Annotated in this window: 13 protein-coding genes; 12 read left to right on the top strand and 1 reads right to left on the bottom strand. The window is 66.5% G+C overall.

Annotated elements, in window-relative coordinates:
* Positions 1 to 5: 5 nt before the first annotated feature.
* Positions 6 to 950 carry a LysR substrate-binding domain-containing protein gene (locus QCE62_RS16950; protein WP_309920660.1) on the bottom strand — a complete coding sequence of 315 codons (945 nt, stop codon included), beginning with the start codon at positions 948 to 950 and terminating at the stop codon, positions 6 to 8.
* Between the two features lie 172 nt (positions 951 to 1,122).
* Between QCE62_RS16950 and QCE62_RS16945 the strand changes: the two genes are divergently transcribed.
* From QCE62_RS16945 to QCE62_RS16890, 12 genes are all read left to right on the top strand, one after another.
* Complete coding sequence (locus tag QCE62_RS16945; protein ID WP_309920657.1) at positions 1,123 to 2,190, top strand: ABC transporter substrate-binding protein; 1,068 nt, start codon at positions 1,123 to 1,125, stop codon at positions 2,188 to 2,190.
* Positions 2,191 to 2,232: 42 nt separating this feature from the next.
* Complete coding sequence (locus QCE62_RS16940) at positions 2,233 to 3,321, top strand: ABC transporter ATP-binding protein (RefSeq protein ID WP_309920654.1); 1,089 nt, start codon at positions 2,233 to 2,235, stop codon at positions 3,319 to 3,321.
* Positions 3,308 to 4,180: an ABC transporter permease gene (locus QCE62_RS16935; RefSeq protein WP_309812592.1), complete on the top strand. Its 873-nt coding sequence runs from the start codon at positions 3,308 to 3,310 to the stop codon at positions 4,178 to 4,180. Before QCE62_RS16940 ends, QCE62_RS16935 begins: the two co-directional genes overlap by 14 nt.
* Positions 4,181 to 4,196: 16 nt before the next feature.
* On the top strand, positions 4,197 to 4,994 hold the full coding sequence (locus tag QCE62_RS16930) for an ABC transporter permease (protein ID WP_309834186.1): 798 nt from the start codon (positions 4,197 to 4,199) through the stop codon (positions 4,992 to 4,994).
* A complete protein-coding gene (locus tag QCE62_RS16925) occupies positions 4,991 to 6,127 on the top strand; it encodes an FAD-dependent oxidoreductase (protein ID WP_309920650.1) in 1,137 nt (378 codons plus the stop codon). Before QCE62_RS16930 ends, QCE62_RS16925 begins: the two co-directional genes overlap by 4 nt.
* Positions 6,128 to 6,134: 7 nt before the next feature.
* Positions 6,135 to 6,497: a (2Fe-2S)-binding protein gene (locus QCE62_RS16920; RefSeq protein WP_309920647.1), complete on the top strand. Its 363-nt coding sequence runs from the start codon at positions 6,135 to 6,137 to the stop codon at positions 6,495 to 6,497.
* Positions 6,487 to 7,893: an FAD-dependent oxidoreductase gene (locus QCE62_RS16915; RefSeq protein WP_309920644.1), complete on the top strand. Its 1,407-nt coding sequence runs from the start codon at positions 6,487 to 6,489 to the stop codon at positions 7,891 to 7,893. The genes QCE62_RS16920 and QCE62_RS16915 overlap by 11 nt, the downstream gene beginning before the upstream one ends.
* 10 nt (positions 7,894 to 7,903) lie before the next feature.
* Positions 7,904 to 9,028 (top strand): FAD-binding oxidoreductase, encoded by a 1,125-nt coding sequence (locus tag QCE62_RS16910; protein ID WP_309922852.1) that lies wholly within the window; start codon positions 7,904 to 7,906, stop codon positions 9,026 to 9,028.
* A 79-nt stretch (positions 9,029 to 9,107) separates the two neighbouring features.
* Entirely contained in the window at positions 9,108 to 9,461 is a 354-nt protein-coding gene (locus QCE62_RS16905; protein ID WP_309812575.1) for a RidA family protein, read from the top strand.
* Between the two features lie 258 nt (positions 9,462 to 9,719).
* Complete coding sequence (locus QCE62_RS16900; RefSeq protein ID WP_309920641.1) at positions 9,720 to 10,787, top strand: LLM class flavin-dependent oxidoreductase; 1,068 nt, start codon at positions 9,720 to 9,722, stop codon at positions 10,785 to 10,787.
* Positions 10,788 to 10,798: 11 nt separating this feature from the next.
* Complete coding sequence (locus QCE62_RS16895; RefSeq protein WP_309920638.1) at positions 10,799 to 11,734, top strand: flavin reductase; 936 nt, start codon at positions 10,799 to 10,801, stop codon at positions 11,732 to 11,734.
* A 108-nt stretch (positions 11,735 to 11,842) separates the two neighbouring features.
* Positions 11,843 to 13,009, top strand: a complete 1,167-nt coding sequence (locus QCE62_RS16890) for an ABC transporter substrate-binding protein (RefSeq protein WP_309920635.1) — start codon at positions 11,843 to 11,845, stop codon at positions 13,007 to 13,009.
* The last annotated feature ends 11 nt before the right edge of the window (positions 13,010 to 13,020 follow it).

Here is a 13,020-nt window from a genome sequence, read left to right as displayed (position 1 = left end):
CCTCGTCAGCGGCCGGCCGCCACCGCGCGCCGCGCCCGCCGTGGCGGCGGCTCCACCACATCCTCCAGCAGTTCCTCGTGCAGTTCGCGCAGCACGTCCACGAACGCCGACGCAAGCCGTTCGCGCGGCCGATGCGGCGGAAACAGCAAATACGTGGGAAAACGCGTGTCCGGCAGGAACGGACGAATCGCGATCTCCGGCCCCCGGTAGTCCCGCGCGACGATCGGATGCGCGAGCGTCACGCCCATCCCATGCCGCACCATTTCGCAGCACATGGCCGTGTACTGCGCCTCGATGGCCAGCACGCGCTTGACGCCCGCGCGCTGGAACACTTCGTCCATGAGCGCGCGCGTGCCGTCGCCGTGACACAGCGAGATGAAGGACTCGCCTTCCAGGTCCTCCGGCCGGATCACGCGCTTGCTCGCGAGCCTGTGCTGCGCGGGCATCACGCACACGGCCGAAACGCTCGATAACTGCTCCACTTCACAGTCCGACGCCTCGCTCACATACACGGCCACGCCGAGATCGCAGAACTGCGACGCCGTCCAGTGGTTCACCGTGCCCGACGTGTTCACGTGCAGCGAGACGGTCACTTCCGGAAAGCGCTCGACGAAGCGCTTGATCGCATGCGGCACGAGCGTGATGCCCGCCGAGGGCATCGCCGCGATGCGCAGACGGCCGCTGCCGAGATTGCGGATTTGCGCGGCCGCGTTGGCGAGTCCCTGCAAGCCGACGAACGCCCGCTCCACTTCACGGAAGAACGCGGTGTCCTCGCTGGTCGGGATCAGCCGCACGCCGCTGCGCTGGAACAATTGCAGGCCGGTTTCGCGTTCCAGTTGCGAGATCAGGCGGCTCACATTCGGTTGCGACGTGAACAGCGCCTTGGCTGCCGCGGTCATCGAACCGGACACCATGACCGCCCGGAATGCCTCGATGTGCTTCAGGTTCATCGTGGGTTTCTCCCCGTGTTTTCCCTGTTCTCGTTAAGCCGAGTCCATATCATTCTTGCATGGATAGCTATTTTATTCGTATTGGACGATATGGTTTGACGGCGCGACACTGATTTTCAGCGACGGGCGCAACAGCCCGCTCCCCCACATACCGGATCTGGAGATCGTCGTCATGAGAAGCGCGCTGCATCGCCGTCTGTCCGTCCTGTCCCGCACCGCTTTCGCGGGCGTCTCGATCACCGGCGCGCTGGCTGCGCCGCTCCTTGCCCACGCCGAAACCACGCTCTATGTCGCCAATGTCGGCGGCTCGAACGAGCAGCTCTACCGGCAGAAAATCATTCCGCCCTTCGAGAAGGCGCACAACGTCAAGATCGTCTACGTCGCGGGCAATTCCAGCGACACGCTCGCCAAACTCCAGGCGCAGAAGGGTCATCAGCAGATCAACGTCGCCGTGATGGACGACGGCCCCATGTATCAGGCCATGCAGATGAACCTGTGCGCGAAGCTCGATGACGCGCCGATCATGCAGGACGTGTATCCGCTCGCGAAGCTCGGCCCGACGGCGGTGGGCGTCGGCATGGTGGCGACGGGCATCGGCTACAACGAGGAAGCCTTCAAGAAGGCCGGCCTGCCGCCGCCGGATTCGTGGAAGGTGCTCACCGACAAGCGCATCAAGGGCAAGCTCGGCGTCCCGCCGATCACCAACACCTACGGCCTGCATACGCTCGTGATGCTGGCGCGCCTGTCGGGCGGCGGCGAGAAGAACATCGATCCCGGCTTCACCGAGATGACGAAGCAGGTCGCGCCGAATGTCCTCTCGTGGGCGCCGACGCCCGGCGAGATGGACGGCCAGATGCAGTCCGGCGACGTGATCCTGGCGCCGTATGGCAGCGGCCGCGCCGTCGCGTTGCAGAACACCGGCTTCCCGCTCAAGTTCATCTACCCGAAGGAAGGCGCGGTGGCCTTGCAGGTGGCCGCGTGCGCCATTGCGGAGAACGCCCAGCCGCAGCTGTCGCAGCAGTTCGTGCAATACCTGCTGACGCCCGAAGTCCAGATGCTCCAGGCGCAGAACATCGGCCTGGGTCCGGTCAACAAGACGGTGAAGCTCACGCCTGAAGTCGCCGCGCGCGTGCCCTACGGTCCCGATCAGATCGCGAAGCTGACCGCGATGGACTGGACCACGATCAACCAGCATCGCACCGAATGGACCGAGCGCTGGAACCGTTCGGTCGAGCGCTGAGCCGCACACGCGATCCGTTGACGTGACGAAGGAGCGAGGCACATGGCCTTTCTGACACTGCAAGGCATTTCGAAACGCTACGGCGATTTCACGGCGATCGAACAGCTCGATCTCTCGGTCGAGCGTGGCGAACTGCTGTCCCTGCTCGGCCCGTCGGGCTGCGGCAAGACCACGACGTTGCAAATGGTGGCCGGCTTCGTCACGCCGACCACCGGCCGCATCCTGCTCGATGGCCGCGACATCACCCACGAACGCCCGGAGAAACGCGGCCTCGGCGTGGTGTTTCAAAGCTATGCGCTGTTTCCGCACATGACGGTGGCCGGCAATGTCGGCTTCGGTCTGGAGATGCGCAAGGTGAAGCGCAAGGAACGCGATGAACGCGTGGCCGAAGCGCTCGCGCTGGTGCGTCTGAACGGCCTCGGGCATCGCTATCCGAAGGAGCTCTCGGGCGGACAGCGGCAGCGCGTGGCGATTGCGCGCGCCATCGCGATGCAGCCTCAACTGCTCCTGCTCGACGAACCGATGTCCAACCTCGACGCCAAGCTGCGCGAAGAGATGCACATCGAACTGCGGGCGATCCAGAAGCGTCTAGGCATCACGACCATTCTCGTCACGCACGATCAGGTCGAGGCCATGACGATGAGCGACCGCATCGCGGTGATGCATCGCGGGACGATTGCGCAGCTGTCCACGCCTTACGACGCCTACGAGCGGCCCGCTACGCCGTTCGCGTCCACGTTCCTCGGCCGCACCAACGCATTCGCAGGCGAAGTGCTGCAACGCAATCCGCGTTGCGCGATCGTCGATGTCGCGGGCACGACGCTGCACGTGCCGCACGAAGGCCGCGCCGTCGATGGCGCGGTGAACGTCTATATCCGTCCGGAGAAGGTCCATCTCGCCAACGGCAGCAACGGCGAAGCACGCTTGCGCGGCCGCATTGCGACGCGCGTGTTCGTCGGCAACCAGTGGCTGCTGGAAGTGGAGACCGGGCTCGGCAAGCTGCGTGTCGCGCAGCCGAACCATGGCGCGCCGCCGCCCGAGGAAGGCGACGAAGTCGGCCTCGACTGGACCGACGACGACCTGCGCGTGCTCACGCAGGAACTGCGGGAGAACGCGCATGGCCACGCTTGAAGACGCCCGCCCCGGCGCGGCGCCGTGGCTGCTGTCCGGGCCCGCGCTGCTGCTGTTCACCGGCCTGCTGCTGGTGCCGCTGCTGCTCACGTTGCTGCTGTCGTTCCGCGTCTTCAGCGATACGGCCGGCGTCACGCCCGCCTACACGCTCGGCAACTACTGGGAAGTGGTCAGCGACCCGTACTACGGCACCATCTTCCTGCGCACGGCCGGCCTCGCGTTCGCGGTGACGCTGTTGTCCATCGTGCTGGGCGTGCCGGAAACCATCGTGCTGGCGCGCATGAAGCGGCCCTGGCAATCCGTCTGCCTGCTGATCGTGCTCGGGCCGCTGCTGATCTCGGTGGTCGTGCGCACGCTCGGCTGGCAGATCCTGCTCGGCAACAACGGCGTGCTGAACAACGTGCTCCAGGCGCTGCACATCACCGACGAGCCCATTCGCCTCGTCTTCACGATGACCGGCGTCATCATCGCGCTCACGCATGTGCTGGTGCCGTTCATGGTGATGTCGGTCTGGGCCACGATGCAGAAGCTCGATCCGCAAGTGGAGTGGGCCGGCCGCTCGCTCGGCGGCTCGCCGTTCAAGGTGTTCCGCCGCGTGGTGCTGCCGCAGATCATGCCCGGCGTGCTGTCCGGGTCGATCATCGTGTTCGCGCTGTCGGCCTCGGCGTTCGCCACGCCTGCGCTGATCGGCGGACGGCGTCTGAAAGTGGTCGCGACCGCCGCCTACGACGAGTTCCTCGGCACGCTCAACTGGCCGCTCGGCGCGAGCATCGCGGTGCTGCTGCTGATCGCCAACGTGGCGATCGTGATGGGTTGCAGCCGGCTCGCGGAACGCCGCTTCAAGCACATCTTCGACTGAGCGGAGGACTCCCGTCATGAAAGAAAACGGCTGGCTCGGCCTCACCTTCAACGCGCTGTTCCTGACCTTCATCGCCGCCCCGCTCGTCGTGGTGATGCTCGTCGCGTTCACCGACAAGGGCTTCATCTCGATGCCCTTCGACGGCGCCTCGCTGCGCTGGTTCCGCGCGATCATCGAGAACGGCGACATCGTCTCGGCGTTCTGGCTCTCGGTGCGGCTCGCGTTCGCGGCGGCCAGCATCGGCGTGCTGCTGGCGGTGCCCGCGGCGCTGGCCATCGCGCGTTATCGCTTTCCGGGGCGCGCGGCGCTCACGAGCTTCTTCCTCTCGCCGATGATGATCCCGGCCGTCGTGCTCGGCATCGCGTTCCTGCGCTTCCTGTCGCTGCTGCATCTGTCGGGATCGTTCTGGTCGCTGGTCGCGGCGCACGTGATCATCGTGCTGCCGTATGCGCTGCGGCTGGCGCTGTCCGCGGCCGTCGGCCTCGACCGCGACGCGGAACGCGCCGCCTTGTCCTGTGGCGCAAGCCGCTTCACCGCGTTCCGGCGCGTCGTGCTGCCGATGATCCGCACCGGCGTCGCGGGCGGCTGGGTGCTGTCGTTCATCCAGAGTTTCGACGAGCTGACCATGACCATCTTCGTCGCGACGCCCGGCACCACGACGCTGCCCGTCGCCATGTACAACCAGATCGCGCAGACCATCGATCCGCTGGTGGCCTCCGTGTCGGCGGTGCTGATCGTCGGCACGGTCCTGCTGATGATCCTGCTCGACCGCATGGTCGGACTGGACCGAATCCTGATCGGAGAAGCCCGATGACTCTTTCTTCCACCGCCAGCCCCGACGTCCTGGTTCTCGGCGGCGGGCTGGTCGGCTCAGCCGTGGCCTACGGACTCGCCCGCGAAGGCGCGCGCGTCACCGTGCTCGACGAAGACGACGGCGGCCTGCGGGCGTCGCGCGGCAACTTCGGCCTCGTGTGGATCCAGGGCAAGGGCTACGGACTGTCGCCATACGCGCGCTGGTCGCGCAGTTCGGCGCTGCGCTGGCCGGACTTCGCCGCGGCGCTGCGGGCGGAAACCGGCGTGGATGTCGCGCTGCGCCAGCCCGGCGGCTTCCACTTCTGTTTCGACGACGCCGAACTCGCCGAACGCGAGAAGCGTCTCTCGACGCTGCAAGCCGAACTCGGCGACTACCCGTACCAGATGCTCGACGCCGCCGAGGTGCGCGCGCGCATTCCGCAGATCGGCCCGGCGGTGATCGGCGCGAGCTATACGCCGATGGACGGCCACGTGAACCCGCTCAAGCTGTTGCGCGGCCTGCACGGAGCGATGCAGGCGCGCGGCGTGCAGCTCGTTTCCGGCGAGCGCGTGGAGCGCATCGTGCCGGAGCGCGGCGGCTTCACCGTGCAGGGCCGGCGCGGGACTCATCGCGCGGCGCGCGTGGTGCTCGCGGCCGGGCTTGGCAACCGGACGCTTGCGCCGTTCGTCGGGCTGAATGCGCCGGTCGCGCCGAATCGCGGCCAGGTGCTGGTGAGCGAACGCGTCGCGCCGTTCCTCGACTATCCGACGCTCAACGTGCGCCAGACCGACGAAGGCAGCGTGCAGTTCGGCGATTCGATGGAGGAAGTCGGCTTCAACGACTTCACGACGACGTCCGTGCTGTCGGACATCGCCCGTCGCGGCGTGCGCGCATTCCCGATGCTGCAGCACGTGCGGCTCGTGCGCATGTGGGCCGCGCTGCGCGTCTACAGCCCCGACGGCTTTCCGGTGTACGACCAGTCGGAGGCGCATCCGGGCGCGTTCGTCGTCACCTGCCATAGCGGCGTGACGCTGGCCGCCGCGCATGCGATGCGCGTCGCGCCGTGGATCACCGGCGCGCCGATCCCGGATGAACTGCCCACCTTCTCCGCGCGCCGCTTCGAGCATGCACAAGAACTGACTCCCGCACATTGAGTTCGACATGACAGTCCACACGCATCCCCCGCTCTTCAAGCCTCTCGATGGCGAGGCCGGCGCCACGCTCGACATCTCCTTCAACGATCAGCCGCTCACCGTGCCCGCCGGTTGTTCGGTCGCGGCGGCGCTGCTCGCGGCGGGCGTCTCGCGGTTCCGGGCCACGCCGGTTTCCGGCGCGCCGCGTGCGCCGTTCTGCATGATGGGCGCGTGCTTCGAATGCCTCGTCGAGATCGACGGCGTGCCGAGCCGCCAGAGCTGCATGGTGGAAGTGCGCGCCGGCATGCGGGTGCGCTCGCAGGAAGGCGCGCGCGATCTGCCGCCTGCCGTTGCGCTCGATACTTCGCTGGAGAACGTCCATGGCCGCTGATTTCACTTCCGAAGCCGTCGATGTCGTCGTGATCGGCGCCGGTCCTGCCGGCATGAGCGCCGCGACACGCGCCGCACGGGCTGGCTTGTCGACCGTGCTGATCGACGAGCAGGACGCCGTGGGCGGACAGATCTATCGCGCGATCGGGAAGGCCGATGCGCGCCGCAAGCAGATCCTCGGCCCCGACTACGCGGCAGGAACGGCGATCGCGCAGGCGTTCGCCGCGTCCGGCGCGCGGCACGTGACGCAAGCCAGCGTCTGGCAGGTCACGCGCGAGCACGGCGTCCATTATCTGAAGGACGGCAAGATCGGCTCGTTCGAGGCGCAGCGCGTGGTCCTCGCGAGCGGCGCGCTGGAGCGTCCGTTTCCGATTCCCGGCTGGACGCTGCCCGGCGTGCTGAGCGCGGGCGCCGCGCAGATCCTGCTGAAGAGCGCGGGCGAAGTGCCCGCCGCGCCGCCGGTGCTGGCGGGCTGCGGGCCGCTCCTGTATCTGCTCGGCTGGCAATACGTGCGCGCCGGCGTGCCGATCCGCGCGCTGGTCGACACGACGCGCCACGAAGACCGCTGGCGCGCGAAGAAGCACATGTTGTCGGCGCTGCGCGCGTGGCCTTTCCTGTCGAAGGGATTGCAGCTGATCCGCACGCTGCGCGAAGCAGGCGTGCCGATCTTCGAAGCCGCCGACGACTTGCGTGTCGAATCCGCCGTCGGTGCGGACGGGGTCGAACGCGCGGCTGCGCTGCGCTTCACGACGCAGGGCGTTGCGCATCGCATCGAGGCGGACGTGATCCTGCTGCATCAGGGCGTCGTGCCGAACACGCAGTTCACGCATGCACTGCGCGCGACCCATCGCTGGGACGATGCGCAACTGTGCTTCACGCCGAAGACCGATGCGTGGGGCGAGCTGGATGTGCCCGGCATCTTCATCGCAGGCGATGGCGCGGGCATCGGCGGCGCGCAGGCGGCGGCCTTGCAGGGCACGCTGGCGGCGCTCGGCGCGGCCGCGCAGCTTGGCGCGCTCGATGTCGTCCGGCGCGATGCGGAAGCCGCCCCGCTGCGCCGCGCGCTCGCGGGCGTGATGCGCATCCGGCCGTTCCTCGACAGCCTCTATCGTCCGCGCGACATCAACCGCATCCCGCGCGACGAAACCGTCGTTTGCCGCTGCGAGGAAGTCACGGCGGGCCAGCTGCGCGAGTTCGTCGAACTGGGCTGCGTCGGACCGAATCAGGCGAAGTCATTCGGACGCTGCGGCATGGGGCCGTGCCAAGGCCGCATGTGCGGGCTCACCGTGACGGAAGTCATCGCGGATGCGCGCCGCGTGTCGCCCGCCGAAGTCGGCTATTACCGCATCCGTCCGCCGATCAAGCCGCTCACGCTCGGGGAACTCGCCGGTGAATGACGCCAACGCGATGACGGAAGCCGATGTGCTGGTCATCGGCGGCGGGCTGCACGGCACGAGCAGCGCGTTCCACATGGCCCGGCGCGGCGCGAAGGTCATCGTGCTCGAAGCCGATTACGTCGCGCGCCATTCGTCGGGCGTCAATGCCGGCGGCGTGCGCACGCTCGGGCGGCCGCTGCCGGAGATTCCGCTCGCGCTGATGTCGCGCGAGATATGGCACGGCATGACGGATCTGATCGGCGAGAACGGCGGCTTCGTGGCATCGGGCCAGTTGAAGATCGCCGAATCCGAGGACGATCTCGAAGCCTGCCGTCAGCGCGTCGCGCTGCTCGAAGCGCAGGGCTTCACGCACGAGAAACTCGTGGACCGCAAGACCGTGCTCGAACTCGAACCGGCGATCGCGCCGCATGTGACCGGCGGCATCTGGGCCGAGCGCGACGGCTATGCGCTGCCCTTCCGCACGACCAACGCTTTCCGGCGCGCCGCACAGCGGCTCGGTACGCGCTTTCTGGAAGGCATGCCGGTGAAGCGCATCGAACAGCGTGGCAACCGCTGGATCGCGCAGACGCCGCGAGGCGTGTTCAGCGCGGAGAAGCTGCTCGTGAGCGCAGGCGCGTGGTCCGGAGAACTCGCGCAGCAAGTCGGCGAAACGGTGCCGGTGCGGCCCGAAGGCTTGATGCTGATGGTGACGCAGCGCGTCGCGCCGTTCTGCCGTTCGACGCTGCTCGGCACCGGCCGGCCGCTGTCGTTCAAGCAGTTCGATAACGGCACGGTGGTGATCGGCGGCAAGCTGATCGGCATTGCGGATCTGCCGAACCGGCATGGCGAAGTGGACTTCGTGCGGCTCGTGAAGAGCGCCCGCACCGTCACCGACCTGTTTCCGCATCTGAAGCATCTGGGCGTCAATCGCGCGTGGGCCGGCGTCGAAGCCTTCATCCAGGACGACTTGCCCGTGATCTCCGCGAGCCGCACGGCCACCAACCTCTACTACTCGTTCGGCTACTGCGGCAGCGGCTTCCAGCTCGGGCCCGGCTGCGGCAAGCTCGTGTCCGAACTGATGCTCGACGGCGCGCCTTCGCTGTCGCTCGATGCGTTCGCCATCGACCGCTTCGGACGCGGCGCCTCGGTTCACTGATCGGCCTTTCCTGTGCCACGCGCCCGCGATGTTGCGCGGGCGGCGGCTTCGTTTCACTCATCCCATTGGAGAACAACACATGAGCGATATCGTTCGCATCGACACCAATCAGCGCATGAGCCGCGTCGTGAAGGCGGCGGGTCTCGTGTTCGTCGGCGGCCAGACATCCGCCGATCCCACGCCCGACATCAAGCTGCAAACAGCGAAAGTGCTCGAGAAGATCGACGGCTTCCTGGAAAAGGCCGGCATCGACAAGACGCGGCTCGTGTCGGCGCAAATCTGGCTCTCGGACATCGCGCGCGACTTCGCCGGCATGAACGAAGTGTGGGACGCATGGGTGCCGGAAGGCTGCGCGCCCGCCCGCGCGACGGTGCAGGCGCAACTCGCGTCGCCGACCTTGCTGGTTGAAATCGCCGTGATCGCATTGGGCTGACGCTGCCCCCGCCCGCGCGGCTTTTCTGGCCGCCGGGCGCCTTCCTCTCGTCGCCGTTCGCGCGACACGCCGCACCTCTCCCTCCTCGTCAGACCGACTCCCCATACGCGGGAAACCCCTAGCTTTCCATTCTGAAAAGATCATTGACATTCCACTCAGCATTTTTGATACTGATCGGAATGTAAAAATTCACAAGCGGATTTCTGACGAAATCAACCGGCGGCGCCGACGACAGGGAGGCAGCACATGCACGTGGGAATGACGACGATCTTTCAGAATCTCGGCGTCGGGCATACGGACGAGGAGATCTACCAGCACGAGCTCTCGATGGCGGATCTCGCCGAGCCGCTGGGTTTCGATTCCATCTGGGCCGCCGAGCATCACTTCAACGGCTACACGATGTGCCCCAACGTCACGCAGTTCCTGACCTACATGGCGGGCCGCACGAAGCGCGTGAAGCTCGGCTCGATGGTCAACGTGCTGCCGTGGCACGATCCCATCCGCGTCGCGGAAGAGGTCGCGGTGCTGGAGCACATGTCGAACGGGCGCGCCATCCTGGGCGTCGGGCGCGGTCTCGGGCGCATCGAGTTCGAAGGCTTCCGCGTGCCGATGGGCGAATCGCGCGACCGCTTCGTCGCCTATGCGGACGCCATCCTGAACAGCCTTGAATCCGGCTATCTGGAAAGCGACTCGCCCGCCTACCAGCAACCGCGCGTGCAGATCCGCCCCGCGCCGCTGCGCAGCTTCCGGGGCCGCACCTATGCGGCGGCGGTATCGCCGGAGTCGGCGCGCATCATGGCGAAGCTGGGCATCGGGCTGCTCGTGATCGCGCAGAAGCCGTGGGAGAAGACCGTCGCGGAGCTGGAGATGTATCGCGAGATCTATCGCGAAATCAACAACTGCGAGCCGCCCAAGCCGATCATCGCGTGCTGGATTGCCTGCCATGAAGACGAGGCGATGGCCAACGAGATGTATCAGAAGTACGTGTTGCGCTACAGCCGCTCGGCGCTCGAACACTACGAGTTCCACAACGAAGGCCTCGCCGACATCAAGGGCTACGAGTACTACGCCGCGCTCGCGAACAACATCAACAAGCACGGCATCGACAAGTTCGTGGAATTCCTCGCCAATCTGCAAGTGCGCGGCACGCCGGACCAGGTGCACGACAAGCTGATGGAGTATGTCGACATGGTCGACGCCGATGCCGTCCTCGGCATCTTCAGCTACGGCGGCATGCCCTTCGACCTGGCGAAGAACAACATGCGCACGTTCGCGGAGCATGTGTTGCCGCGCCTGAAGAAGCAACGGGCGCTGGCCGAAGCGTAGAGGGAGACATCATGGCCGTCAGCGAAGCACATTATCGCCAGGGCATGCGGCAACTCGCGGCCGCCGTCACGGTCATCACGGCGACGCACGAAGGCGCGCGCAACGGACTGACGGCGACCGCCGCGATGTCGGTCTGCGCGGAACCGCCGCGTCTTGCCATCGCCGTGAACCAGAGCGCGAGCGCGCTGTCCTTCATCCTCGGCGCAGGAGCGTTCGCGGTGAACGTGCTGCGCTACGACCAGGACGCCATCGCGAGCCGCTTCGCGAGCAGCAAGACGCGCGGCGAAGCGCGCTTCGAACACGGCGACTGGGGCGTGCTCGACACCGGTGCACCGGTCCTGCACGACGCCGCCGCCTCGTTCGACTGCGTGATCGAATCAGCGGTGGAAATCGGCACGCACCTGCTGCTGATCGGCGACGTGCGCGCGCTGCGGGTCAATCCGGGCGACCATCCGCTGCTGTTCCTCGACGGCGAATGGGCCAGCCTGATCCAGGCCAACAGCGCGGCCATCGAGCAATATGGTGCGACCGTCGCCCAATCCATCCGCACGGTGGATCAGGCGGCCGCCCACGCGGGCTCGCCCACGGACAAACTGCGCATGTTCGTGAAAGGCTTCACCTCGCTGAACCTCGCGCACTCGCCCGTCACGCGCAGTTTCTTTCACCACGAGCCTTATTTGCCTTCGGCGAAGCTGGCGGAGATCAATGCCGCCAAGAACCAGTTCGACCAGGGCTTGCGCGCGCTGCTGGAAGAAGGCATGCACAGCGGCGACTTCGATATCGACGATGCCAGCGTCACCGCATTGGCGATAACCGGAATGGTCAGCTGGACGCATCGATGGTATTCCGAAGAGGGCCGTGACACGCCCGAACAGATCGGCGAAAAGCTCGCCGCCATGGCGATGGCGATGGTTCATGCGCGCAGCGTCGAACCCGTCTCACGCTGATCACAACCACCCGAACACCCGAACGAGGAGCACCACCCGACACCACCACCGCTGTGCAAGGAAACCGCAGTCGATCACGACCTTCAACCCATATCGAAGGACTGAAGAATGAGGAGCAGGAGACACTTCCTGGCCGTGGTGCTCGCCACGGCCCTGTACAGCGCTGCGCCCGCGATGGCGCAGGAGAGCATCCCGCTCGGCGTGAACGTCGAGCGCACCGGCGTCGCGACCGGCTACGGCACGCACATGCTGATTGCGGCGCAGATCGCCATCGATGAAATCAACCGCGCAGGCGGCGTGAACGGCGCGCCGCTCAAGCTGGTGATCGAGGACAACCGCAGCAGCCCGGAACAGGCGGTGATCGTCACGCGCACTTTGGAGCGCGAGAAGGTCGTCGCCATGCTCGGGCCGATCCAGACCTCGCAATGCCGCACCGCGTTCCCGGCGGCCAACCGCGCGGCGCTGCCGACCATCTCGCCGGGATCGAGCGCGCCCGGACTCACCGCGCAGAACCGCCCGTGGACCTTCCGCATCTCCGCGATCGATTCGGTGACGATGACCAACGTCGTCGAGAAAATGCGCAAGGCGCATCCGAACGCGAAGACGGTCGCGATCGTCGTGGATCCGCGTGACGCGTATTCGCAGTTCCTCGCCAACACGGTGATTCCGCCGATTGCCGAGAAGAACGGCCTCACGCTGATCAACAAGGGCGCGAATATCGACGTGCCCGCCGACACCAGCGACTTCAGCGTCTACGTCACGCGCGTGAAGAGCCTGAATCCGGATCTCGTGCTGATCCAGATGAACCAGGAGCCGAGCCAGGGCTTCCTGCGCGAGGCGAACCGCCAGAAACTCGCCGCGCCGATGTTCGCGGGCCAGGGCTTCATCACCACGTCGACGGCGACCGCCGCGGCGGGCGTCGATCTGTGGGCGGGCCAGCCGTTCGATCCGGAGATCAAGGACCCGAAGGTGGTCGCGTTCGTGAACGAGTTCAAGTCGCGCGTCGAGAAACAGTTGCCGGGCCAGTACACCTCGCCGACCTATATCGATGCCAGCGCATATGAAAGCATCTATGTGCTCGCCGACGGCCTGCGCTCGCTGAAGGCCACGCCCGCTTCCGATCCGAAGCACGTGCGCGAGGGCTTGCGCAACTATCTGAGCGCGGTGAAGGACTACAAGGGCCTCGGCAACACGATCACCATGGGTCCGGAAGGCGATGCGCTGAAGGACACGATGGTTTATCGCACGCACAACGGCAAGTGGGAACGGCAGTAAGCCCGGCCGCC

Origin of the sequence: Caballeronia sp. LZ033 (assembly GCF_031451265.1) — a bacterium.
In the GTDB taxonomy this organism is placed as follows: domain Bacteria; phylum Pseudomonadota; class Gammaproteobacteria; order Burkholderiales; family Burkholderiaceae; genus Caballeronia.
Note: the sequence above shows the minus strand (reverse complement) of the source record. Positions and strands in the feature narration are given on the sequence as shown.